We start from the raw sequence: 20394 nt of genomic DNA on the forward strand, positions 1-20394 counted from the left end.
CTGGGGATCGTGGTGAACGGGTCAGGAAGGTTAACGCTCTTGAAGGGCTTCACGGTTCCGCGGGTCTCAGCGCCGGAGGCGGATCCGGGCGAACGCGCCGGTGACGAGGGCGTCGACCTCGGCGAGGCGTAGGGGGCGGGCGAGCAGGAGAAAGACCGCTGCGACGGTGAGCGCGCCGGCTCCGGCGGCGACGGCCGGTCCGGCAGGAGCCGACATCCTGGCTGTGCCGAGACCGAGCAGGGTGGCGGGCACGGCGGCACCGAGCAGCCTGGCCTGAGCGGCGACGGTGGCGGAGCGCCACAGCCGTGGGCGGGACGGTGCGGTCCCGGGCGGGCCTGCGGGGGCCTTGCCGCGCGTCAGCCGACGGTGCAGCACCCTCGCGGTCACGGCCCAGCCCACGAACAGCGCGAGCGAGTAGCCGCCCGCCATGCCGGTGACCGCCCAGCGCGCAGGCAGGAGTTGATACGCCGTCCACGACAACGTCGCGTTGAGACCCGCGATCATCAGGTTCAGCAGAAACGGCGTGCGCGTGTCGGACAGGGCGTAGAAGGAGCGGGACAGCACGTACTGGCCGGAGAAGGCGATCAGTCCGGGGGCGAAGGCCATCAGGATCCCGGCAAGTGAGGCGATGTCCTCCGGTCCCGTCCTGCCGTGCTGGAAGACGAGCGCCGTCGCGGGGTGTGCCAGGGCGAGCAGCGCACACGCGGCGGGCACGATCAAGGCTCCGCTCATGCGCAGCGCGTACCCCGCGTCCCGCAGGACCGCGGCCGTGTCGCCGTCGGCCGCGGAGCGGCTCATCCGCGGCATCAGCGCCGTCACCAGGGAGACCGTGACGATGCCGTGCGGCACCATCCACAGCGTGTACGCGTTGTTGTACGCACTGAACCCCGCGCCCTCGATCTGCTCGGCGGCGGCGCGGGCGCCGGCGGAGGTCGCAAGGCGGGTGGTGACCCAGTAGGCGGCCTGGTTGCTGAGCACCAGCAGCACCAGCCAGCCCGCGGAACGCAGCGGCCGGGTCAGGCCGCTGCCGCGCCAGTCGAACCGGGGCCGACAGCGGAACCCTGCGGCCCGCAGCGACGGCAGCAGGGCGAGCGTCTGGACGACGATGCCGGCCGTGGTGCCCCACCCGAGCAGCGCCCGCTCCCCCGTCGTCAGGTCCCCGCCCGCACCGGTCGCCAGGTACAGGCCGAACACGGCGATGACCACGACGTTGTTGAGGGCCGGCGTCCACATCATGGCGCCGAAGCGGCCCCGCGCGTTGAGGACTTGCCCGAGCAGCGTGAACAGGCCGAGGAAGAAGATCTGCGGCAGGCAGTACCGGGCGAACGCCACCGTCATCGCGTGCTGCTCCGGCGCGTAGTCCGAGTAGAGCCCGACGACGGCCGGCGCCGCCCACACCGCCGTCGCCGTCAGTACGAGCAGGGCCAGCACGCACAGGGTGAGCAGCCGGTCGGTGTAGGCCGCGCCCCCGTCCGCGTGCTCCTTGGCCGCCCTGACCAGCTCCGGCACGAAGACCGCGTTGAGGGCGCCACCGAGCAGCAGGATGTAGACGATGGTGGGGGCCGTATTGCCCACCGCGTACCCGTCGGCGACCATCCCGAGGCCGAGCGCCGCGGCGACGACCGCGGACCGCAGGAACCCGGTGGCGCGCGAGACGACCGACCCCGCTGCCATGATCGCGCCGCTGCGCAGTGCGGACGACTGCTTCCGTACGGGCTCGGCTGCGGCGGTGGTCATCGTCGCGCCAGATAGGTCTGGAACGCGCGGTACAGCGCGTGATTGGCCGTGCCGTCCAACGGTCTCTCCCACTCCCCCAGCGTTTCGACGACCTCACCGCCGGTACCGAGCTTCCAGCGCAGCAGCCCGTACGGGCGGTCCTCGGGATCGAGAGTGGAGGGTACCCCGCGCATGTCGTAGACGTCGGCGCCGAATGCGTGCGCATCGAGCAGCATGCGCCACTGCAGCAGGTTGGAGGGCCGGACCTCACGGCGGTGATCGGCGGAGGCGCCGGTCTGGTACCAGATCCGGCGCCCGACGCGGATCATGGTGTGGGCAGCGAGGATCTCACCGTCGTGACGGGCGAGGTAGAGCTGCATACGGCCTGGTTCCTCCGCGTTGAGGACGGCGTACTGGCGCTCGTAGTACTCCCGGGACCGGCCGAGGCGGAAGCCGTCGCGCTCCTCGGTGATGCGCAGCAGCCGGTGGAACTCCGGCAGGTCCGCCGCGCCGCCGACGACCACCTCGACGCCCGACTTCTGCGCTCGGCGGACGTTGCGCCGCCACTCCTGGCTGAGACCCGCCCACAGGGCTTCCGTCGTGCGCCCGGCGAGCGGTATCCGGAAGACGTGGCGTGGCTGCGCGTCCTCGTCGTCCGCGCCACCGCACCGCTTCCAGTCCCGGGCCCGGAGCCGTTCCGCCACGGCTGTGCCCAGCGGATCCACCTCGCTCGCGATGACGTCGGAGAGCCTGCGGCCGGGCCCGGCCGCCGATTTGAGACGTGCCCCGCTCCAGCGGCGGTACGCAGGTGAGGGTCCGATCCGTACGGCGAACGCCCCCGACGCGCGCAGGTGTCTCAACAGTGGGTCGAGCCAGCCGTCGATGCCCGGGTCGGCCCAGTCGGCGACCGGGCCTTCCGGCAGATAGGCGAAGTACTTCCGGGTTCCGGGTAGTTGACGCAGAAGGACGAGCGCGACACCGGTCAGCCCCCCGGCTGCCGGGTCCGGCCCCCACCCCACCAGCTGGGAGCGCCAGCCGTTCTTGACCTGCGCCCAGGAGGGACACTGCAGAAATCCTGCGCCCAGGCCGGAGCCCGCCCCGGACAGCAGGAACGAGCGGTAGGCGTCGGCGGTGATGAGCCCCAGCGGTGTTTCCTGGCCGCGGGCAGCCGTCACGAGCATCAATGACACTGTGTGAGCCTCTCTCTGGGGAATGCACAGGATGCTCACAGCCGTCCGTGACCGCTCCGCGCGGCGAATGTGACCGGACGATGACCGTTGCCCTGCAGTCGTTGTCACATGGCCGCAGCCCCGCTCACCTGGGCTTTCCTGGTCCTACAGTCACGTGCATCCAACGAACCACCATGGAGGGAGGCTCCGTTGAGCCATATACGTGTGCGCGTCGTGGCGCTCGCAGCACTGCTGGCACCACTCGCCGCCTGCTCGCCCGGAGCAGGCTCCGGCACCGCCGCGGAGGACGCCGAAGGCGGTGGCACCAGCGCTGCGGAGGACCGCCCCGCAAAGGTGACCGTGACGCCGAAGGGCAACGGCGTACGGGCAGGCGGCACGGTGGAGGTCACCGCGAGGGGCGGCAGGATCACTTCGGTCGCCGTCACCGATGACGAAGGCCGCACGCTCGCCGGGCAGATCGCCGCCGATGGGTTGAGGTGGGTCTCGAAACGCAAGGCGGCCCCCGGCACCTCCTACACGGTCACCGCGAGGACGACCACGAAGGCCGGCACGAAGAGCACCGTCACGTCCGTGTTCGCCACGGCCGAGGCCGACAAGGTCAACAAGGTCGACTGGCGGCCGGGTACGAAGGCCACCGTCGGCATCGCCCAGCCGATCTCGCTGGTCTTCGACAATCCGGTCACCGACAAGGCGGCCGTCGAGCGGCAGTTGCGTCTGACCACGTCGAATGCCACCGAGGGCTCCTGGGCCTGGCTGGAGGACTGGTCCGGCCGTGACCGGATCGACTGGCGCCCCAGGGAGTACTGGAAGCCCGGCACGAAGGTCTCGCTCCGCGCCGAACTGAACGGCACGGACTCGGGCGACGGCGGCTGGTTCGTCCGCGACTACTCGACCGCCTTCACCATCGGCGAGAGCCAGATCGTCAAGGTCGACCTCGACCGCAAACAGCTCACCCTGGAACGGGCCGGGCGGGCAGTCCGGACCATTCCCGTCTCCGGCGGCACCCCGGGCGGCGACAAGCGGTCATGGCGCGGAACCGCCGTCCTGATCGCCAAGGAGGGCACGATCAACATGAACTCCGAGACCGTCGGTCTGGGTGACGCCTACGACAAGATGGTCGACAACTCCATGCGGCTGACCTGGTCCGGCATGTACGCGCACGCGGCGCAGTGGAACACCAGGTGGTTCGGCAAGGCGAACAAGAGCTCCGGCTGCATCGGCATGAGTGACACGAACGCCGCCTGGCTCTACGCCCAGGTCAGGCCCGGCGACCCGTTCGAGGTCAAGGGCGAGGACACCAAGGGTGTCGTCGCCCCGGGCAACGGCTTCGGCGACTGGAACGTGCCGTGGGCCGCGTGGCGGGCGAAGAGCGCGCTGCGTTGACACCGGTGACCGGGTTCGCGGCCGGAGTCGGCTCCTGCGCCCCTGGGGACGCAGAATTCTCTGCCGGGGTTGTGGGCGTCCCGGTCATGGTCGGCCGGACCGCCGCCCCCTTGCCGTGCCGTACGGAGAGCAGGTGAGCGCAGATTCGAGGCAGGGGGCGCACCGATGAGTTCTGGACTGTCCGGCTGTCTACCTCTTCGTGAGTCCGAGAGAGTCACAGCCGCCCAAGAGGAGTGAGCAGCATGAAGTACATGATCCAGATGAACGTTCCTGCGGCCCAGTGGGACGCCATCATGTCGTCCCACTCCCCGGCCGACATGGAGGCCATGTTCGCCCACATGAACGCCCTCAACGAGGACATCAATTCCGCGGGTGAATGGGTCGACGGTCAGGGCCTGGGCGGCCCTTCACTGGTCAAGACGGTGAGGGCCGGAAGCGACGGGCACCCGCAGGTGACCGATGGACCGGCCCAGACGGGACAGAACATCCTGGCCGGGTACTGGGTGGTCGACGTCAAGAGCGAGGACCGGGCCCTGGAGATCGCCGCACGGGCGTCCGCGTGCCCCGGCCCGGGCGGGAAGCCCGGCAGCGACCCTGTCGAGGTGCACCCGATCCCCGAGGGCCCGCCGGAGGCCTGATCCGGCGGGCGAGGCGAGGGGTGTGGAGCGGTTCGCGAGAGACGGCGAACCCCCCGGCCGCCGTCGGTATCAGCCGCGGTACGTCTCCAGCAGCCGCAGCCACACCTCGCTGATCGTCGGATAGGCGGGCACCGCGTGCCACAGCCGCTCGATCGGCACCTCTCCGGCGACGGCGACGGTCGCCGAGTGCAGGAGTTCACCGATGCCCGGTCCGACGAAGGTGACGCCGAGGAGGATCTCGCGGTCCAGGTCGACGACCATCCTGGCCCGGCCCTTGTACCCCTGCGCGTACAGGCCGGAACCGGCGACCGAGGCCAGGTCGTAGTCGACGGCGCGGACCCGGTGGCCCGCTTCCTCCGCCTCGGCGAGCGTGAGGCCGACCGACGCCGCCTCCGGGTCCGTGAACACGACCTGGGGGACGGCGGCGTGGTCGGCCGTGGCCGCGTGCGCGCCCCAGCGGTCCGTCTCCAGCAGAGGGGTGTCCTGCGCGCGGGCCGCGATCGCGGCTCCCGCGATGCGGGCCTGGTACTTGCCCTGGTGGGTGAGGAGCGCGCGGTGGTTGACGTCTCCGACTGCGTACAGCCAGTCGCTGCCCTCCACGAGGCAGCTGTCGTCGACGGAGAGCCAGGATCCGGGCCGGAGATCCACGGTCTCGAGGCCGAGGTCGTCGGTGCGCGGGGCCCGGCCGGTGGCGAAGAGGATCTCGTCGGTCTCCAGCCGCTCCCCGTTGTCGAGTTCGACGGTGACGGGACCGTCGTGCCCCGCCCTGCGCACCTCCTTGGCGGAGACTCCCGTCAGGATCCGCGCGCCGGCGTCGGTCAGGGCCTCTGCGACCAGCTCGCCCGCGAAGGGTTCCATCTTGGGGAGCAGACGCTTGCCGCGGATCAGCATCGTCACCTCGGCACCGAGCCCCTGCCAGACGGTGGCCATCTCCACCCCGACCACTCCCCCGCCCACGACGACGAGCCGGCCCGGGACCTCCTTGGCGCTGGTCGCCTCGCGGCTGGTCCACGGCCGGACGTCCGCGATGCCGGGGAGGGCGGGGACGACGGCCCGGCTTCCGGTGCAGACGGCGACGGCGTGCCGTGCGGTCAGGTGCTGCTCGGACCCGTCGGCGGCCGTGACGGACACCTGCCGTACCCCTGTCAGCCGGCCCATGCCCCGGTAGATGTCGGCGCCGATGCTGTCCAGCCATGCGACCTGCCCGTCGTCCTTCCAGTGCGAGGTCTGCTCGTCACGGTGAGCGAGGACGGCATCCGCGTCGAGCGGCCCCCGCACCGCATCGCTCAGCCCTGGTACGCGGCGCGCGTCGGCCCGTGCGACGACCGGGCGCAGCAGTGCCTTGCTGGGCATGCACGCCCAGTACGAGCACTCCCCGCCGATCAGCTCGGACTCGATCACCGCGGTGCTCAGTCCGGCCGCTCTGGCGCGGTCCGCCACGTTCTCCCCCACCGGGCCGGCCCCGATGACCACGACGTCGTATTCGCTGTTCCGTGCACCCTCGTCAACAGTCATGCGAACAGTGTCCTCGCGGGTGTGCGCGGCGGCCACACGGGCAGGCGGAATAGCGCAAGTGACGTCACCGTTGTGCCGGACAGGTCCGAACGGTCCCAGGAAGAGGTAACAGAGTATGAGCACCGTAGAGCTCACCAAGGAAAACTTCGATCAGGTCGTGAGCGACAACGAATTCCTGCTGATCGACTTCTGGGCTTCCTGGTGCGGTCCGTGCCGGCAGTTCGCCCCGGTCTACGACTCGGCGTCCGAGCGCCACCCCGACCTGGTCTTCGCCAAGGTCGACACGGAGGCGCAGCAGGAGCTGGCGGCCGCCTTCGAGATCCAGTCGATTCCCACGCTGATGATCGTCCGTGACAACGTGGCGGTCTTCTCTCAGCCCGGGGCGCTGCCGGAGTCGGCGCTGGAGGACGTCATCGGCCAGGCGCGCAACCTGGACATGGACGAGGTGCGCAAGTCCGTGGAGGAGCAGAAGCAGGCACAGCACGCACAGCAGGAGCAGCAGTAGTCCCTGTCGATGCGCGGCAGACGTGAAGAGGGCCCGGCCGGACGGCCGGGCCTTCGTCATGGGCCACCGGTGACGGTTCAGCTGTCCGTCCGGGTCTGCTCCGCGCCGGCCTGCCCCGTGCCGGCCTGTCCCGCCTCCGCTTCCCCCGTGCCCGCCTGCTCGGGCTCCGCCTCCTCCGTACCGAGGTTGCGTTCGGCGATCCTGGCCGAGAGCCCGTAGTCGAGCTCCGAGCCGTCCACCAGCAGGGCTTCCACCGTGTGCGAGGCGGGGTCGATGTCCGCCTCCATGCCGCCCCCGGCATAGCGGGGATAGCCGGATGTCCCGGTTTCGCCGGTGGCCGCCACGACCGCGGAACGGATGGCGGTGCCGGGCGCGGGTGCCCCGGTGACGGGCTCCTCCGGTTCCGGGAACAGCAGGATCTCGTAGTTCTGCGGATGGCTCATGCCGTCGACGCTAGACATCCCCGGCCACCCGCGCATGTCGCAACGCCGCCCGGCGGCACCGGTCAGCTGGATTCCCGTGTCACCACTGCCGCCCGCAGCAGATAGTGGCGCTCAGGTGCGCCGCCCGGGTTCCGCACCAGGCGGTCGATCATCTCGGCCGGTGGCTGCGTGGTGGCCAGTTCCATGGTGACGCTGCTGAGCCGGGGCCGCAGGAGCCTGCCGAGCATCAGGTCGTCGGCACCGATCACGGCCGTCCCCGCGGGTACGTCGACACCGGCGTCCTGGAGCGCTCTCATCAGCAGCATGGCGTATTCGTCGTTGTACGCGAACACGGCGTCCAGGCCGAGCGTGCGCCAACGGGCTGCGAGGTCCTCGGCCGACTGCTCGTCGTACCGCAGGGGCAGCGGCTGGACGCGGGCGTCAGCGTCCGACTCCTCCACGGCACGGACCGCCCCGGCCAGGCGGGGCCCGGCGTACAGGGCGAGGCCGGGTTCCTCGGGCACGACCACCCCGATCCTGCGCCGTCCGCGCGCGAGCAGATGCCGGACCGCGCAGCCGCCGACCTCGCGCTGGTCCATGACGAGGGCGTGCGCGCCCTCGACCGGTTGCGGGCCCAGGGTGATCACGGCCTTGGCTCCGGAGCGGTTGAGCACTCCTATGCCGTACGGGGTGAGGGCGATGCTCCCGGGCGACACGACGGCGACCGGGCGCAGCTCCGCCCACGCCCTGGCCGCCTCGTCGGCGTCCAGGCCGACGCTGCCGTACTGCACGACGATGTAGTCGAGGCGGCGCAGGCCGGCCTCGAGCCCGGTGAAGAACCGCTGGTACAGGGGGCCCGCCGAGGCCTGCGCGGCGGGCAGCAGCACCATGCCGGTGTGTCCGGCGCGAAGGCTCCGCGCCGCCGCGTGCGGGACGTAGCCGAGGTCGGCGGCGGCCTCCCTGACCCGGCGCCGGGTGGGTTCACTGATCCGCACGGTCGTGTTGTTGTTCAGTACGTAGGACACGGTGGCCCGGGAGACTCCTGCGAGCCGCGCCACGTCGGCGCTGGTCGGTACGGAGACGCCCGCGGGCTGCTCGGATAACTGGCTCATGGCGTCCGGCAGTCTTCCAGACCGCTCCGCCCCGCCGGTGGGCCGGGCCTCCGTAACGGGACGTCAGCCGCCGGCGAGGACCGGCCAGATCTTAGGGTCCTCGAAGTTGAGCGCCCACAACGCCGTGTTCGTCACGCCGTGCTTGCGCAGCACCGGCAGGTGGGCGGTGATCCCCCGCGCGTCCTGGTACCAGACCTCGCGGGACTCGCCGCCGTCGCGGTAGGTGAAGTACGGGGTGCCGGAGACCTCGTCGAACCGGTACGGGGCGCCCTGCCTGGCGCGCAGCGCTTCCGCCTCCTTCCAGGTGACGTGCTTGGTGGCGGCCGTGCTCGCGCTGTCCGCGGGCCAGTCCCAGCCGTACGCGGGAAGGCCCATCTCCAGCTTCGCGGGCGGCACGACGGCGGTGGCGCGGGTCAGGATGTCGTCGTACCAGCGGGTGTCCGCGAGCGGCCCGGGGTCACCGCCCGACCAGTGCAGGTTGTAGCCCATGACGCGGATCCGGTCGGCGACACGCCCGAGGGCCGCGTAGTCCCAGATACGGCCGGTCGTGGCGGTTTTCGGGAAGACCGTCATCACGCACTGCTTGCCCAGGGTGTGCAGGCGCCGGCAGAGGTCGGTGGCCAGGGCGGTGAACCCGTCGCGCACCGAGGCGTAGGTGGCGTCGCCGGTGGCGGCGATGGATTCGTAGTCGAGGTCGAGGCCGTCGTAGTCGCGGGTGGCGACGGTGCGCATCAGCGCGTCGACGTGCTCGGTGCGACGGGCGGGGCTGGTGAGGATCGCCGCCAGGGCACCGGACTTCATCGTCTCCATGACCGTCGGGACGACCTTCGTCCCGGCCCGGTGCAGCCCGTCGATGATGCGGCGCTCGCCCGCACCGGGGTGCGGGTCGATCCGGCCGGCCGAGATGGCTTCGTACCAGAACGGGCTGACGGTGTGCAGTTGGCCGGCGTGGCGCAGTGCGTCCTGGTAGGCGCCCTCCTGGTCCCAGTAGGGCAGCCACGCCGACACGGTTCTCGGGGCGGGTGCGGAGGGGCGGACGGACGGGCCTGACGCGGTGGCAGGGGGCGGCTCCGGGCGCGGGGCTGACGCGGCGCCAGGAGCCGTGGACAGAAGCGTGGCGGCGAGGAGTCCGGCGACCGTGACGCGGCGGGACAGCCGCACGAGGAAGGGAGTGATCATGAGGTCGAGCCTGCGGCCCGTTTCGCCGACCCGCTCCACGGAGTGGGCCGTACAGGTTCTACGGTGTTGCGATGACGTTCCAGCACACCAACCACAGCAGCGACAGCACGACCGACTTCCCGGGCCGCAGCGGTCCGGCCGCCACCACGGAGGCCGAGCCACGCGATGCGGGGCCCGTCCGCACCTCGTACGCCCCCGATCGCGACGGTGATCCGGATCCCGGCGAGATCGTCTGGACCTGGGTGCCGTTCGAGGAGAACGACGGGCGCGGCAAGGACCGGCCGGTTCTCGTCGTGGCCCGGGAGGAGCGGGGGACGCTCCTCGCCGTGCAGCTGTCCAGCAAGCAGCACGACGGGGACCACGAGTGGGTCTCCCTGGGAGCGGGGCCGTGGGACAGCTCGGGGCGGCCGTCCTGGGTGGATCTGGACCGGGTCCTGCGGGTGCACGAGGACGGGATGCGGCGCGAGGCCTGTGAGCTGGACCGGGGAAGGTACGACCTGGTCGTGGGGCGGCTGCGGGAGCGCTACTGCTGGAGCTGACCGCCGAACGCACGGGCGAAGGCCGCCCGGACGGCGGAGTCGGGATCCCGGTCCGGGACGCCGAACACGATCTGCTCGAAGTGGCCGGCGAACCGCCCGCCGTCGGTGAGCAGGGCACGGAAGGCGGCGGCCACCTCGGCCGGGTCGTTCATGAAGACGCCGCAGCCCCACGCGCCCAGGACCAGCCGTCGGTACCCGCGGACGGCGGCGACCTCGAGCACGCGTTCGGCGCGGCTCGCCAGCGCGGCGGGTATCCGGGGGACCAGGTCGGGGTCCCTGCTGCGGATCACTCCGGCGTTGGGCGCGGGCGAGGTGAGGAACCCGGCGGCGTACGGAATTTCCAGGAGCCTTCCCCGGTCGTCGCGGAAGACCGGCACGCCGGGTGAGTGGATGACCCGGTCGGTGTAGAAGGCGCTGCGTTCGGCGCGGTGGTGCGCGTAGAACTCGGGGGCCCGCAGCAGCGTGGCGTGGAGCGCGGAGCCCCGGCACAGGGACTCCTCCTGGGCCTGCGCGCCGTTCAGATAGCCGCCGCCGGGGTTGCGGGCGGAGGCGTAGTTCAGGACCACCACCTTGGCCGCCGACTCTTCCGTCATCCGGCGTGCCGCCTGCAGGCTCGTCTCGCCGGTCACCTCGACGACCGGACTGCGGTCGGTGTCCAGGGCGGCCACGTGGACGGGCTCGGGCCCGTACAGCCGGGTGCCGGAGAGCGCGGTGGCCAGGGCGCGCCCGATCGTCACCTCGCGCCCCTCCGGCGTGCGGTACCGGCCGGCCAGGACGATGGACTCGGTCTCTCGCGCGATGCCGCGCAGTCGTGCGCTCATGGGCGCGCCCCCGTGTGGTGCATACGGGGCATGCTGGGCTCCGTGGCGGCATGGACGCAACCTGTTTTCCGGCGCACAGGGGCACCCTTGTGCGAACTCCCGGTAAGGGTTTGGGTGGGAAGCAAGCACCCGAAGAGGAGGCCCAGCATGCCCCCGGACACTCTCGGCCAGCACGGCCCGCCCGTCGGCGCGGCGCCGCTCGGCGAGGAAGAAGCGGAGGATCTGCTCCGCGGCATATGCTTCAAGACGGGACCGCCCCGGACGGTCGGTGTGGAGCTGGAATGGCTCATCCACGACCGTGAACATCCCGAGGTCGCCGTCCCCCACGACCGCCTCCGCGCCGCGGCCGACGCCGTGCGCGCGACCCCGCTGGACGCTGCCCTCACCTTCGAACCCGGCGGTCAGCTGGAGCTCAGCTCCCAGCCGGCGGGGTCCCTGATGGCCTGCGTCGACGCCACAGCCGCCGATCTGGTCTCCGTACGCGACACCCTCGGCCGGGCCGGGCTGGCCTTGGCCGGCATGGGCGTGGACCCCTGGCACCCGCCGCGCCGTCTGCTGCGGGAGCCACGGTACGACGCCATGGAAGCCGCCCTCGACCGGTCGGGTCCCGAGGGCCGCGCCATGATGTGCACCTCGGCGTCCGTCCAGGTCTGCCTGGACGCCGGTGAGGAGGAGCCGGGCCCACTGGGTTACGGGCGGCGCTGGCAGCTCGGGAACCTGCTGGGCGCGGTGCTGGTCGCGGCCTTCGCCAATTCGCCGTTCCGGCAGGGCCGGCGCACCGGCTGGCAGTCGACCCGGCAGGCGCTGTGGGCCGGCCTCGATCCGGCCAGGACGCTCGCGCCGCAGAGCCGTCTCGCGCCCCGGGACGCCTGGGCCGAGCATGTGCTCGCCACACCGGTGATGTGTGTCCGGAGCGACGACGGCCCCTGGGCCGTGCCCCACGGTCTGACGTTCCGGGACTGGATCCGCGGCGGTGGGCCGAGGCCGCCCGTGCGGGCCGATCTCGACTATCACCTCACCACGCTGTTCCCGCCGGTGCGCCCTCGCGGGCACCTGGAGCTGCGCATGATCGACGCCCAGTCCGGCACCGACGGCTGGCTCGTGCCCCTGGCCGTCACCACCGCTCTCTTCGACGACCCGGAGGCAGCAGAGACCGTGTACCGCACCGTGAAACCTCTGGCCGAGACCGCGGGCCTGCCGGCCGCGCCCCGCAACCCGCTCTGGACAGCCGCCGCCCGTGACGGGCTGAGGGATCCGGAGCTGGCGGTGGCGGCCGCGGCCTGCTTCACGGCGGCGCTGGAGGCGCTGCCCAGGATCGGGGCGAGTGACCACGTCCTCGGGACGGTCGCCGCCTTCCACGACCGCTATGTGGCCCGGGGCCGATGTCCGGCCGACGATTTCCCCGACCCGGCACAGGCGCCGCACGGAAAGGGCTTGGTCCGATGACCGACACCTCTGCTCCGCACACCGGCCAGGAATTCGACGCGGAGGCGCTGCGCGAGCGGGCCCTGGCGGCGCTCCTCACCGCCCGTGAGCGCACCGCTCTCCTCACCGACAGCGTCGACGACCACGAGCTCACCGCGCAGCACTCCCCCTTGATGTCACCCCTGGTCTGGGACCTGGCACACATCGGGAACCAGGAGGAGCTGTGGCTGCTCCGGGCCGTGGGCGGCCGGGAGGCGATCCGCCCCGAGATCGACGGGCTGTACGACGCCTTCGAGCACTCCAGGGCCAGCCGGCCCTCCCTGCCCCTGCTGGCGCCGGCGGAGGCACGGACGTACGCCGCGGACGTGCGGGGCAGGGCCCTGGACATCCTCGGCGGCGCTCCGCTGCACGGAGGGGGACGCCCGCTGGAGCAGGCGGGGTTCGCCTTCGGCATGGTCGCCCAGCACGAGCAGCAGCACGACGAGACGATGCTGATCACCCATCAGCTGCGCTCGGGGCCGGCGGTGCTCGACGCGCCGGAGCCTCCGGGAGCCGACGGCGCCGTCACACTGCCGTCCGAGGTCCTGGTCCCCGGGGGCCCCTTCACGATGGGGACCTCCACCGAGCCCTGGGCGCTGGACAACGAACGCCCGGCGCACCGGCGCGAGGTGGCCGCCTTCCACATCGACACCGCGCCGGTCACCTGCGGCGCCTACCGGCGCTTCATCGAGGACGGCGGCTACACCGACGAGCGCTGGTGGGCCCCCGAGGGCTGGGCGATGGTCCGCGAACACGGCCTGACCGCGCCTCTGTTCTGGCACCGGGACGCGGGCCAGTGGCTGCGCCGGCGCTTCGGCGTGACCGAGCCCGTGCGGGCGGACGAGCCGGTGCTCCACGTCAGCTGGTACGAGGCGGACGCGTACGCCCGCTGGGCGGGCCGTCGCCTGCCGACCGAGCCGGAGTGGGAGAAGGCCGCCCGGCACGACCCCGTCTCGGGGCGTTCGCTGCGCTACCCCTGGGGCGACGAGGACCCGACACCCGAGCGGGCCAATCTGGGCCAGCGCCATCTCCGTCCCGCCGCGGCCGGCGCCTACGCGGCCGGCCGGGCCCCGTCGGGGGCGGGCCAGCTGATCGGGGATGTGTGGGAGTGGACGTCGAGCGACTTCCTGCCCTACCCGGGCTTCGTCGCGTTCCCGTACCGCGAGTACTCCGAGGTGTTCTTCGGCCCCGGTCACAAGGTGCTGCGCGGCGGCTCGTTCGCCGTGGACCCGGTGGCGTGCCGGGGCACGTTCCGCAACTGGGACCTCCCTGTCCGGCGCCAGATCTTCTCCGGCTTCCGCACGGCGAGGGATGCCTGATGTGCCGTCATATCGCATATCTGGGACCGCCTGTGGCACTGGGAGAAGTCCTCGTCTCCCCTGCTCACGGGCTCGTGCGCCAGTCCTGGGAGCCACGCCGTCAGCGGTACGGCACGGTCAACGCCGACGGGTTCGGGGTCGGCTGGTACGCGGAGGGCGATCCCGTGCCCGGCCGCTACCGCCGCACCGGGCCCGTCTGGGGCGACGAGACCTTCGCCGATCTGGCCCGCGTGGTGCGCAGCACGGCGCTGCTCGCCGCGGTCCGTGACGCGACGTTCGCCGGCGCGGACGGGGAGGCCGCCGCGGCTCCCTTCGCCGAGGGACGCCTGCTGTTCAGCCACAACGGTGCGGTGAGGGGCTGGCCGGGCTCCCTGGCGCCACTGGCCGGGGACCTGCCCCCCGAGAGGCTGCTCGCCCTTGCGGCGCGGAGCGACTCGGCGCTGATCTGGGCCCTGGTGCTCCACCGGGTGGCGCAGGGTGACGAGATAGCCCAGGCGGTCGCCGACACGGTCCGCGATGTCGGCGCGGCCGCCCCGGGCTCACGCCTCAATCTGCTGGTCACCGACGGTTCCACCGTCGTCGGGACCACCTGGGGCGACTCCCTCTGGTATCTCCACGAACCGGGCCGCCGCACGGTGGTGGCCTCCGAGCCGTACGACGACGATCCGTACTGGCGCGAGGTCCCGGACCGCACCCTGCTGGCCGCGACGCGCACCGATGTCCTTCTGACCCCGCTCAAGGAGCCCACCGCGTGAGTCCCTTCCTGCTGACCCGCACCCTGCCTGCGGACGCGACGGACGCGGCGCTGCGCGCCGATGTGCTGAGCGGTCTGACCCGGCAACCGAAGACGCTGCCGCCGAAGTGGTTCTACGACGCGCACGGCAGTGACCTGTTCGAGGAGATCACCCGGCTGGACGAGTACTACCCGACACGTGCGGAGCGGGAGATCCTGATCGCCCGTGCCGGTGAGATCGCCGCGGCGTCCGGGGCGCGGACCCTGATCGAGCTGGGGTCGGGCTCCTCGGAGAAGACGCGGCACCTGCTGGACGTGCTGCCGGCGCTGCACACGTATGTGCCGGTCGATGTCAGCGAGAGCGCGCTGGCGGGTGCGGCGGAAGCGCTGCTGGCCGAACGTCCCGGGCTGTCCGTGCACGCGCTCGTCGCCGACTTCACCCATGACCTGGAGCTGCCGGAGAGCCCCGGCCCCCGGCTGGTCGTGTTCCTCGGCGGGACGCTCGGCAATCTGCTCCCGGCGGAGCGCGCGGAGTTCCTCCGGTCCGTACGGGCGCGGCTCGCCCCCGGGGACGGGCTGCTGCTCGGTACGGACCTGGTCAAGGACGAGGCGACCCTCGTCGCGGCGTACGACGACGCGGCCGGGGTGACGGCGGCGTTCAACAAGAACGTGCTGGCTGTGGTCAACCGTGAGCTGGGAGCGGACTTCCCGCCCGACGACTTCGCTCATGTGGCCCTCTGGGACCCGGACCACGAGTGGATCGAGATGCGGCTGCGGGCCCGCCGGGCGCTGACGGTCAAGATCCGGGAGCTGGACCTCGTGGTGCAGTTCGAGGAGGGCGAGGAACTGCGCACGGAGATCTCGGCGAAGTTCCGTGAGGAGAAGGTGCGGGACGAGCTGGCCGCGGCGGGCCTGCGGCTGGATCAGTGGTGGACGGACTCCGCCGGCAGGTTCGCGCTGTCGCTGGCCACGGCGGACTGAGCCGCCCGCGCCAGGGCCCGCCGGCCGGGTGCACCGTCCGCGCGCAGCGGCGGCAGGATCCGGATCTCGGCGGTGAGCCCCACCGCCGTCACCACTCGCCACAGCGACGCGGCGAGCGGGTCGTCCCCGACGAACGCGGCGGCTCCCGCCGCGTTCGTCGTCGCCGTCCGGTAGCTGATGCGGACCGGGCGGACGGTGGAGCCGGCGTCGATCGCCGCCTGGAAGGCGGCGGGCCGGAACCGGCCGCCGCCGCTCCGGCCGCACCAGGTGCTGCCCTGCGGGAACACCGCGACCCGCGAGCCGGCGGCCAGCGCCCCGGCGACGGCCCGCACGGCGTGCGGGAGGGTCCGCAGCCGGTCCCGCTCGATGAACAGGGTGCCGCCGAGCGTGGCGAGCGGTCCGAGCAGCGGCCAGTTCCGTATCTCGCTCTTGGCGACCATCCGGGCGGGAAGCACGGCGGCCACGAGCGGAATGTCCAGCCACGAGACGTGGTTGGCGACCACGAGCTCGCCCGCCGGCGGCCGGGCGCGTCCCACCGGGTGCCCGGTGACCCGTACGCGTACGCCGAAGGCCCGCACCACCGCGTAGGCCCACCGGCGGATCAGCCGGTCGCGGTTACCCGGTCCCAGGAGCAGCACCGCCGGCACGCAGAGCACCCCCAGCAGGGTGAGGGCACACCCGGCGAGCAGCAGGGTGACGGCGAGCACGGGCGGACGCCTAGCGCCCTCGTGGTGTGCGCAGTCGCGCGGGGTGCAGGGGGCGACGGGCAGCCAGGCACTCATCGCAGCGGGGCCAGCGAGAGGAAGTGCCGCAGGTAGCGCGGGTCGGTACGGCGCATCGAGAGCAGGACGTAGAGGTCCGCGACATCGAAGTCCGGGTCGTGGGCCGGCGCTCCGCACACCCAGGCGCCGAGGCGCAGATAGCCGCGCAGCAGCGGAGGCAGTCCGGCGCGGCCGCCCGCGCCGCCGCCGGGGTGGCCCGTGGTGTCCCAGAGGCGGTGGGGGGTGACCCAGTACTCCTCGGGAGCCAGGTGGTGGGTCCGTACGGTGTCCCAGCTCCTGGCGGCCAGTGCCCCTCCGTCGGCGAGAGGTACGGAGCAGCAGCCGGCCAGCCAGGTGTGGCCGGTGCGCTCCATGTAGCGGGCGAGACCGGCCCAGATGAGAGCGATCACGGCACCGTCCCGGTGGGCGGGGTGGACACAGGACCTCCCCACCTCGACGAGGTCGTCGCGGATCGGGCCGAGGCGGGCCAGGTCGAACTCGCTCTCGGCGTAGAGGCCGCCCGCGAGCCTGGCCCCCTCGGGCGGCAGCAGCCGGTAGGTGGCGACCACCTCACCGGTGGCCGTCTCGCGCACCAGCAGGTGGTCGCAGTAGGCGTCGAAGGCGTCGCTGTCCAGGCCGGGTTCGGCGCTGTCGAGCAGGGCGCCCAGCTCTCCGGCGAACACGAGGTGGCGCAGGCGCTGGGCGGCCCGTACGTCGTCCTCGCCGGTGGCCAGGGAGACGCGGTACCCCGAGGGAGCACCGGCGACGGCCGGACGTGGCGCGGGTACGCCGGCGGGGGTGGAGGAGGTGAGGGGCGCGGAGGCGGGGGAGGTGAGCGGCAGGACGGTCATGGCGGTCTCCGGGGACGGATCAGCGGGGCGGCCTGCGGCTGCCGCGGGAGTGCGACGGCCCGGCCCCCTACTTCTTCCGTGGCCGGCTGGATTCGACATGACCGCTGCGGAGCGAGGGGATGTGCGACGGCTGAATCCCCGGCTCGCGGGCGGGCCGCACCGCTGGGCGGCCCTTCTGGTCCCCGTCAGCCGGTGATCAGCTTGGACGTGATGCTCTCGGACGCCTTCTTCGCCTCTTCCGCCGGGTCGCCGCCCTCCAGCACGGCCGTCATGTACGGCTTGATCGGGTTGTCCGCCTCGACGGCCGGCCAGTAGGGCGAATTGGGGGTGGCGCGGCCCTCGGTGGCGCCCTCCGCCATCGCGGAGGTCCCTTCCTGGCCTTCGACGACACTCGCCAGCGCGGGCTTGTTCGGCACGTAGCTCATGGCCCGGGCGAGCTCGGTCTGCCACTGCTCCCCCGCGAGTGCCTTGACCACCTCGATGCCCTCGCTCCGCTGGTCGGCGCCTTCGGGCACGATCAGGTCGGAGCCCCCGGTGAAGACCGCGCCCGGCTTCTCGGCACTCTTGCCGGGGATGGGGAAGTAGCCGAGCTTCCCCTTGAGTTCGAGGTTCCGCTGCTCGATGAGTGCGGCGCTTCCGGGCACGGAGATGATCTGGGCGACGTCGCCCTCGGCGAACACATCGGTCTCCGGAGGCGTCTGCTCGTCGGCGTCCTTGGGCCCGTCGCCGAGCGCCTGAAGCGTCTTGTAGAAGTCCATGCCCCGCAGGGCGGCGGGTGAGTGGAGTGTGCCCTCCCAGTCGCCCCCGCGGTCGTCCGCCAGTTCGCCGCCCTCGTCCCAGATGAAGCCGGCGAGTACGTACCAGTTCTGTCCGGCGAGGTAGATGCCCTGCCGGCCGCCCGTGTCCAGCCGCTCGCTGACGTCCACCCACTCCTCGCGCGTCCTGGGGAGTTCGGTGATCCCCGCCTGCGCGAAGAGATCCTTGTTGTAGATCACGACGCGGTTGGCCGCGTACCAGGGGATTCCGTACTGTCCGCCGTTGACCTTGCCCGGTTCGGCGAGTCCCGGCAGCCAGTCCTCGCCGCCCAGGTCGCGCATGGATTCCAGGGTGAGATCGCGCAGTTCACCGCTCTCCGCGTACTGGGCGACCTGGGTGTTGCCGACCTCGATGACGTCCGGCGCGTCGTCGCCCTCGAGCGCCTTCAGGACCTTGGGGCCGATGCCGCCCCACTCCTGGAGGATGAACTCCAGTTCGACCGAGGGGTGCTCGGCCTCGTACGACTCCTTGAAACTGTCCAGGAAGCTCTGGGAGGCGCTGCCCTTCATCAGCCACACCGTCACGGTGCTGCTGTCGGCGCCCGTACCGGGAAGGTAGCCGCAGGCGCTCAGGGCGACGGAGGAAACGAGCGCGAGGGCTCCGGCCAGTATGCGGATCTTCACGGGGGTCACCTTCTGCGAAACGGCACGACGAATGACAGGACCCGGGTGGGGGGACTGCGGGCGGCGCTCGCACGGGTGTATGGACCGGAGTTTGGTATGGACCAATGGGCAGGTCAAGCCCCGTCCCGGCGCGGATCGCCGGGCGGATGCCTCGCGCTCCGACCCGGAGTGAGGCACCGTGGAACCACGAAAGGAGACATTAGATGTCTAATCACACCTACCGGGTCACCGAGATCGTAGGAACCTCTGAGGAGGGTCTCGACGCGGCGATCCGGAACGGCGTCGCAAGAGCCTCCGAAACGTTGCACAATCTCGACTGGTTCGAGATGACGCAGGTCCGCGGCCATATCGAGGACGGCCGCATCGCCCACTACCAGGTCGGGCTCAAGGTCGGTTTCCGCCTTGACGAGAACGCCTGACCCGGTACGCCTGACCCGGTACGCCTGACCGGGCTCCCGTGGCCGGTCGGGGTCAGGTACGCCCTTCGCGCTCCTGCGCGTCCTTCATCGACGGCGGCGCGACGGCCCACCGGGCACGTACGACCGTGAACCCCGCCCGCTCGGCGGCGTCGCACACCAGCTCGTCGTCGTCGACGAGGACGCGCACCTCACGTTGCCGACCCAGCCGTTCCAGGATCTCCAGCTTGGTACGGCGGGCCGGCCGCCGGTCGGCGTTGCCGCGCATATGGACGCTGCCCTTCGGCAGCCCGTGCCGCTCCAGCCACGCCAGCGTGTCCCTGCGGCACTTCTCGGGCCGCCCGGTCAGATAGACGACCTCGCACTCCTCGGCGCTCGCCAGCGCCAGGCTCACGCCCTCCGCCAGCGGGGGGTCGTGGGGTGCCGCCGAGAAGAACCCGTCCCAGTCACGCCGCGGCCCCTCGAGGAAGTGCTGCCGGTGGCCGCTGTCCGCGAGCGTGCCGTCAAGGTCGAATACGGCCAGCGGCCGGGTGTCGTCACTCACGACGCCCACCTTAGAAGCCGCCCGCGGACGGGCGGCGGTTGCCCCGGGGAGGGGCCGGCCCTCAGCGCCCCAGGGCCTTGCGCAGCTGCTCCTTGGTCATCGAGGAGCGGCCCTCGACGTTGCGCTTCTTCGCCTCCTCGTACAGTTGGTCCTTCGTCGGCCCCTGCGCCCCGCTGTGCGAGCGCTGCCCACCGCGCTCGGAGGCGGATTTGGGGTCCTTGAGGGACGTCCGGCTCGCGGTCCGGGACTCCCCCGAGCGGGCGCGCTCCTTGTTGACCGTGCGCGCCGCGATCTCCTTGGCGCGCTTCGTGGACGTGCCGCGCTCCTCGGCACCTTCCTTGATGTGCTCGTACTGACGTTCGCGCTTGGAACTGGATCCTGCGGGCATGGCACCTCTCCTCACTGTCGGACGACGGTGGTGACCCGCCGCACCCACTACCCCACACCGTCGCCCCTATGCCTGCCGGGCGAGAGGTCCGAACGGGGCACCGGACGGCCCGCGTGCGTGGCGGAGCGTGGCCGCTCGAGATGCAGGCGGGGCCGGGCGCTGCTTCGCTGGTGGGGTCCGCTCCCCCACAGATCCAGGAGTGATCATGAGCGTTGCAGGTGAGTCCGGCGGCCGTGCCAAGCAGCTGCGTGCCAAGGCGCAGGAACTGAACGAGGCCGCGGAACGTGCCACCGATCCGGAGCAGCGGCAGCGGCTCCAGGACAAGGCCCGCCGCCTGCGGGAGCAGAGCGAGCAGGAGAGCTCGATGACGGACCGCGGCATGGACCCGATGGTGTAAGGGCCGGCACCCCGCGCTGCCGGTGGTCCGTCCGCGTGCGGGAGGATCACCGGCAGAAGCATGACCGCCCCACCGATCCCC

The 20394-nt window shown here is 72.0% G+C and carries 22 protein-coding genes; 10 read left to right on the forward strand and 12 right to left on the reverse strand.

The window, feature by feature from the left end:
• Window positions 1-66: 66 nt before the first annotated feature.
• A complete protein-coding gene (murJ, locus tag ACIP63_RS20620; protein WP_401517465.1) occupies window positions 67-1737 on the reverse strand; it encodes a murein biosynthesis integral membrane protein MurJ in 1671 nt (556 codons plus the stop codon).
• Entirely contained in the window at window positions 1734-2897 is a 1164-nt protein-coding gene (locus ACIP63_RS20625; RefSeq protein WP_401517467.1) for a lipid II:glycine glycyltransferase FemX, read from the reverse strand. Before ACIP63_RS20625 ends, murJ begins: the two co-directional genes overlap by 4 nt.
• Window positions 2898-3095: 198 nt before the next feature.
• Here ACIP63_RS20625 and ACIP63_RS20630 point away from each other — a divergent pair, with 198 nt between their 5' ends.
• Both ACIP63_RS20630 and ACIP63_RS20635 read left to right on the forward strand, forming a co-directional pair.
• On the forward strand, window positions 3096-4289 hold the full coding sequence (locus ACIP63_RS20630) for an Ig-like domain-containing protein (protein WP_401517468.1): 1194 nt from the start codon (window positions 3096-3098) through the stop codon (window positions 4287-4289).
• Between the two features lie 242 nt (window positions 4290-4531).
• Window positions 4532-4927 (forward strand): YciI family protein, encoded by a 396-nt coding sequence (locus ACIP63_RS20635; protein WP_401517469.1) that lies wholly within the window; start codon window positions 4532-4534, stop codon window positions 4925-4927.
• 69 nt (window positions 4928-4996) lie between these two features.
• Here the strand turns inward: ACIP63_RS20635 and ACIP63_RS20640 are convergent, their stop codons facing one another.
• Window positions 4997-6442 carry a dihydrolipoyl dehydrogenase family protein gene (locus ACIP63_RS20640; protein WP_401517471.1) on the reverse strand — a complete coding sequence of 482 codons (1446 nt, stop codon included), beginning with the start codon at window positions 6440-6442 and terminating at the stop codon, window positions 4997-4999.
• Window positions 6443-6557: 115 nt separating this feature from the next.
• On the opposite strand from ACIP63_RS20640, the gene trxA reads away from it, so the two are divergent.
• Window positions 6558-6947 carry a thioredoxin gene (gene trxA, locus ACIP63_RS20645; protein ID WP_401517472.1) on the forward strand — a complete coding sequence of 130 codons (390 nt, stop codon included), beginning with the start codon at window positions 6558-6560 and terminating at the stop codon, window positions 6945-6947.
• Window positions 6948-7024: 77 nt separating this feature from the next.
• Here trxA and ACIP63_RS20650 read toward each other — a convergent pair whose 3' ends face one another.
• From ACIP63_RS20650 to ACIP63_RS20660, 3 genes are all read right to left on the reverse strand, one after another.
• Window positions 7025-7390 (reverse strand): hypothetical protein, encoded by a 366-nt coding sequence (locus ACIP63_RS20650; protein WP_401517473.1) that lies wholly within the window; start codon window positions 7388-7390, stop codon window positions 7025-7027.
• 62 nt (window positions 7391-7452) lie between these two features.
• Complete coding sequence (locus ACIP63_RS20655) at window positions 7453-8481, reverse strand: LacI family DNA-binding transcriptional regulator (RefSeq protein ID WP_401517475.1); 1029 nt, start codon at window positions 8479-8481, stop codon at window positions 7453-7455.
• Between the two features lie 63 nt (window positions 8482-8544).
• Window positions 8545-9660: a glycosyl hydrolase family 18 protein gene (locus ACIP63_RS20660; RefSeq protein WP_401517477.1), complete on the reverse strand. Its 1116-nt coding sequence runs from the start codon at window positions 9658-9660 to the stop codon at window positions 8545-8547.
• 71 nt (window positions 9661-9731) lie between these two features.
• Here ACIP63_RS20660 and ACIP63_RS20665 point away from each other — a divergent pair, with 71 nt between their 5' ends.
• A complete protein-coding gene (locus tag ACIP63_RS20665; protein ID WP_401517479.1) occupies window positions 9732-10199 on the forward strand; it encodes a type II toxin-antitoxin system PemK/MazF family toxin in 468 nt (155 codons plus the stop codon).
• Here the strand turns inward: ACIP63_RS20665 and ACIP63_RS20670 are convergent.
• Window positions 10184-11020 (reverse strand): TIGR02452 family protein, encoded by an 837-nt coding sequence (locus ACIP63_RS20670; protein ID WP_401517480.1) that lies wholly within the window; start codon window positions 11018-11020, stop codon window positions 10184-10186. The two genes, ACIP63_RS20665 and ACIP63_RS20670, sit on opposite strands and share 16 nt — an antisense overlap.
• Window positions 11021-11167: 147 nt before the next feature.
• Between ACIP63_RS20670 and egtA the strand changes: the two genes are divergently transcribed.
• Genes egtA through egtD form a run of 4 tightly spaced genes read left to right on the forward strand, consistent with a single transcriptional unit; the run spans window position 11168 to window position 15517 of the window.
• Window positions 11168-12466 carry an ergothioneine biosynthesis glutamate--cysteine ligase EgtA gene (egtA, locus tag ACIP63_RS20675; protein WP_401517482.1) on the forward strand — a complete coding sequence of 433 codons (1299 nt, stop codon included), beginning with the start codon at window positions 11168-11170 and terminating at the stop codon, window positions 12464-12466.
• A complete protein-coding gene (gene egtB / locus ACIP63_RS20680; RefSeq protein WP_401517484.1) occupies window positions 12463-13803 on the forward strand; it encodes an ergothioneine biosynthesis protein EgtB in 1341 nt (446 codons plus the stop codon). Before egtA ends, egtB begins: the two co-directional genes overlap by 4 nt.
• Window positions 13803-14558 carry an ergothioneine biosynthesis protein EgtC gene (gene egtC / locus ACIP63_RS20685; protein ID WP_401517486.1) on the forward strand — a complete coding sequence of 252 codons (756 nt, stop codon included), beginning with the start codon at window positions 13803-13805 and terminating at the stop codon, window positions 14556-14558. The genes egtB and egtC overlap by 1 nt, the downstream gene beginning before the upstream one ends.
• Complete coding sequence (gene egtD / locus ACIP63_RS20690) at window positions 14555-15517, forward strand: L-histidine N(alpha)-methyltransferase (RefSeq protein WP_401517488.1); 963 nt, start codon at window positions 14555-14557, stop codon at window positions 15515-15517. Before egtC ends, egtD begins: the two co-directional genes overlap by 4 nt.
• Here the strand turns inward: egtD and ACIP63_RS20695 are convergent.
• The 3 genes from ACIP63_RS20695 to ACIP63_RS20705 all read right to left on the reverse strand — a co-directional run bounded on the left by ACIP63_RS20695 (window position 15460) and on the right by ACIP63_RS20705 (window position 18568).
• Complete coding sequence (locus ACIP63_RS20695) at window positions 15460-16299, reverse strand: lysophospholipid acyltransferase family protein (protein ID WP_401517489.1); 840 nt, start codon at window positions 16297-16299, stop codon at window positions 15460-15462. The genes egtD and ACIP63_RS20695 overlap by 58 nt on opposite strands.
• A complete protein-coding gene (locus ACIP63_RS20700) occupies window positions 16296-17129 on the reverse strand; it encodes a GNAT family N-acetyltransferase (protein ID WP_401517491.1) in 834 nt (277 codons plus the stop codon). The genes ACIP63_RS20695 and ACIP63_RS20700 overlap by 4 nt, the downstream gene beginning before the upstream one ends.
• 185 nt (window positions 17130-17314) lie before the next feature.
• Window positions 17315-18568: an extracellular solute-binding protein gene (locus tag ACIP63_RS20705; RefSeq protein ID WP_401517493.1), complete on the reverse strand. Its 1254-nt coding sequence runs from the start codon at window positions 18566-18568 to the stop codon at window positions 17315-17317.
• Window positions 18569-18771: 203 nt separating this feature from the next.
• Here ACIP63_RS20705 and ACIP63_RS20710 point away from each other — a divergent pair, with 203 nt between their 5' ends.
• A complete protein-coding gene (locus ACIP63_RS20710; RefSeq protein WP_277330539.1) occupies window positions 18772-18987 on the forward strand; it encodes a dodecin in 216 nt (71 codons plus the stop codon).
• A gap of 52 nt (window positions 18988-19039) precedes the next feature.
• Here ACIP63_RS20710 and ACIP63_RS20715 read toward each other — a convergent pair whose 3' ends face one another.
• Window positions 19040-19528 (reverse strand): hypothetical protein, encoded by a 489-nt coding sequence (locus ACIP63_RS20715; protein WP_401517495.1) that lies wholly within the window; start codon window positions 19526-19528, stop codon window positions 19040-19042.
• Window positions 19529-19589: 61 nt separating this feature from the next.
• Window positions 19590-19916: a plasmid stabilization protein gene (locus ACIP63_RS20720; RefSeq protein ID WP_401517496.1), complete on the reverse strand. Its 327-nt coding sequence runs from the start codon at window positions 19914-19916 to the stop codon at window positions 19590-19592.
• A 205-nt stretch (window positions 19917-20121) separates the two neighbouring features.
• Between ACIP63_RS20720 and ACIP63_RS20725 the strand changes: the two genes are divergently transcribed.
• Complete coding sequence (locus ACIP63_RS20725) at window positions 20122-20313, forward strand: DUF6381 family protein (RefSeq protein WP_104782993.1); 192 nt, start codon at window positions 20122-20124, stop codon at window positions 20311-20313.
• Window positions 20314-20394: the final 81 nt, after the last annotated feature.

The sequence above is a fragment of the Streptomyces sp. NPDC088746 genome, from assembly GCF_044751065.1.
Classification (GTDB): Bacteria; Actinomycetota; Actinomycetes; order Streptomycetales; family Streptomycetaceae; genus Streptomyces.

Coding starts and splice junctions, on each gene's coding strand:
- ACIP63_RS20695 (WP_401517489.1), bottom strand. CDS start 16,299: ATGAGTGCCTGGCTGCCCGTCGCCCCCTGCACCCCGCGCGACTGCGCA.
- ACIP63_RS20670 (WP_401517480.1), bottom strand. CDS start 11,020: ATGAGCGCACGACTGCGCGGCATCGCGCGAGAGACCGAGTCCATCGTC.
- ACIP63_RS20650 (WP_401517473.1), bottom strand. CDS start 7,390: ATGAGCCATCCGCAGAACTACGAGATCCTGCTGTTCCCGGAACCGGAG.
- ACIP63_RS20655 (WP_401517475.1), bottom strand. CDS start 8,481: ATGAGCCAGTTATCCGAGCAGCCCGCGGGCGTCTCCGTACCGACCAGC.
- trxA (WP_401517472.1), top strand. CDS start 6,558: ATGAGCACCGTAGAGCTCACCAAGGAAAACTTCGATCAGGTCGTGAGC.
- murJ (WP_401517465.1), bottom strand. CDS start 1,737: ATGACCACCGCCGCAGCCGAGCCCGTACGGAAGCAGTCGTCCGCACTG.
- ACIP63_RS20640 (WP_401517471.1), bottom strand. CDS start 6,442: ATGACTGTTGACGAGGGTGCACGGAACAGCGAATACGACGTCGTGGTC.
- egtC (WP_401517486.1), top strand. CDS start 13,803: ATGTGCCGTCATATCGCATATCTGGGACCGCCTGTGGCACTGGGAGAA.
- ACIP63_RS20660 (WP_401517477.1), bottom strand. CDS start 9,660: ATGATCACTCCCTTCCTCGTGCGGCTGTCCCGCCGCGTCACGGTCGCC.
- egtB (WP_401517484.1), top strand. CDS start 12,463: ATGACCGACACCTCTGCTCCGCACACCGGCCAGGAATTCGACGCGGAG.
- ACIP63_RS20635 (WP_401517469.1), top strand. CDS start 4,532: ATGAAGTACATGATCCAGATGAACGTTCCTGCGGCCCAGTGGGACGCC.
- ACIP63_RS20665 (WP_401517479.1), top strand. CDS start 9,732: ATGACGTTCCAGCACACCAACCACAGCAGCGACAGCACGACCGACTTC.
- ACIP63_RS20625 (WP_401517467.1), bottom strand. CDS start 2,897: ATGCTCGTGACGGCTGCCCGCGGCCAGGAAACACCGCTGGGGCTCATC.
- ACIP63_RS20710 (WP_277330539.1), top strand. CDS start 18,772: ATGTCTAATCACACCTACCGGGTCACCGAGATCGTAGGAACCTCTGAG.
- ACIP63_RS20725 (WP_104782993.1), top strand. CDS start 20,122: ATGAGCGTTGCAGGTGAGTCCGGCGGCCGTGCCAAGCAGCTGCGTGCC.
- egtA (WP_401517482.1), top strand. CDS start 11,168: ATGCCCCCGGACACTCTCGGCCAGCACGGCCCGCCCGTCGGCGCGGCG.
- ACIP63_RS20700 (WP_401517491.1), bottom strand. CDS start 17,129: ATGACCGTCCTGCCGCTCACCTCCCCCGCCTCCGCGCCCCTCACCTCC.
- ACIP63_RS20720 (WP_401517496.1), bottom strand. CDS start 19,916: ATGCCCGCAGGATCCAGTTCCAAGCGCGAACGTCAGTACGAGCACATC.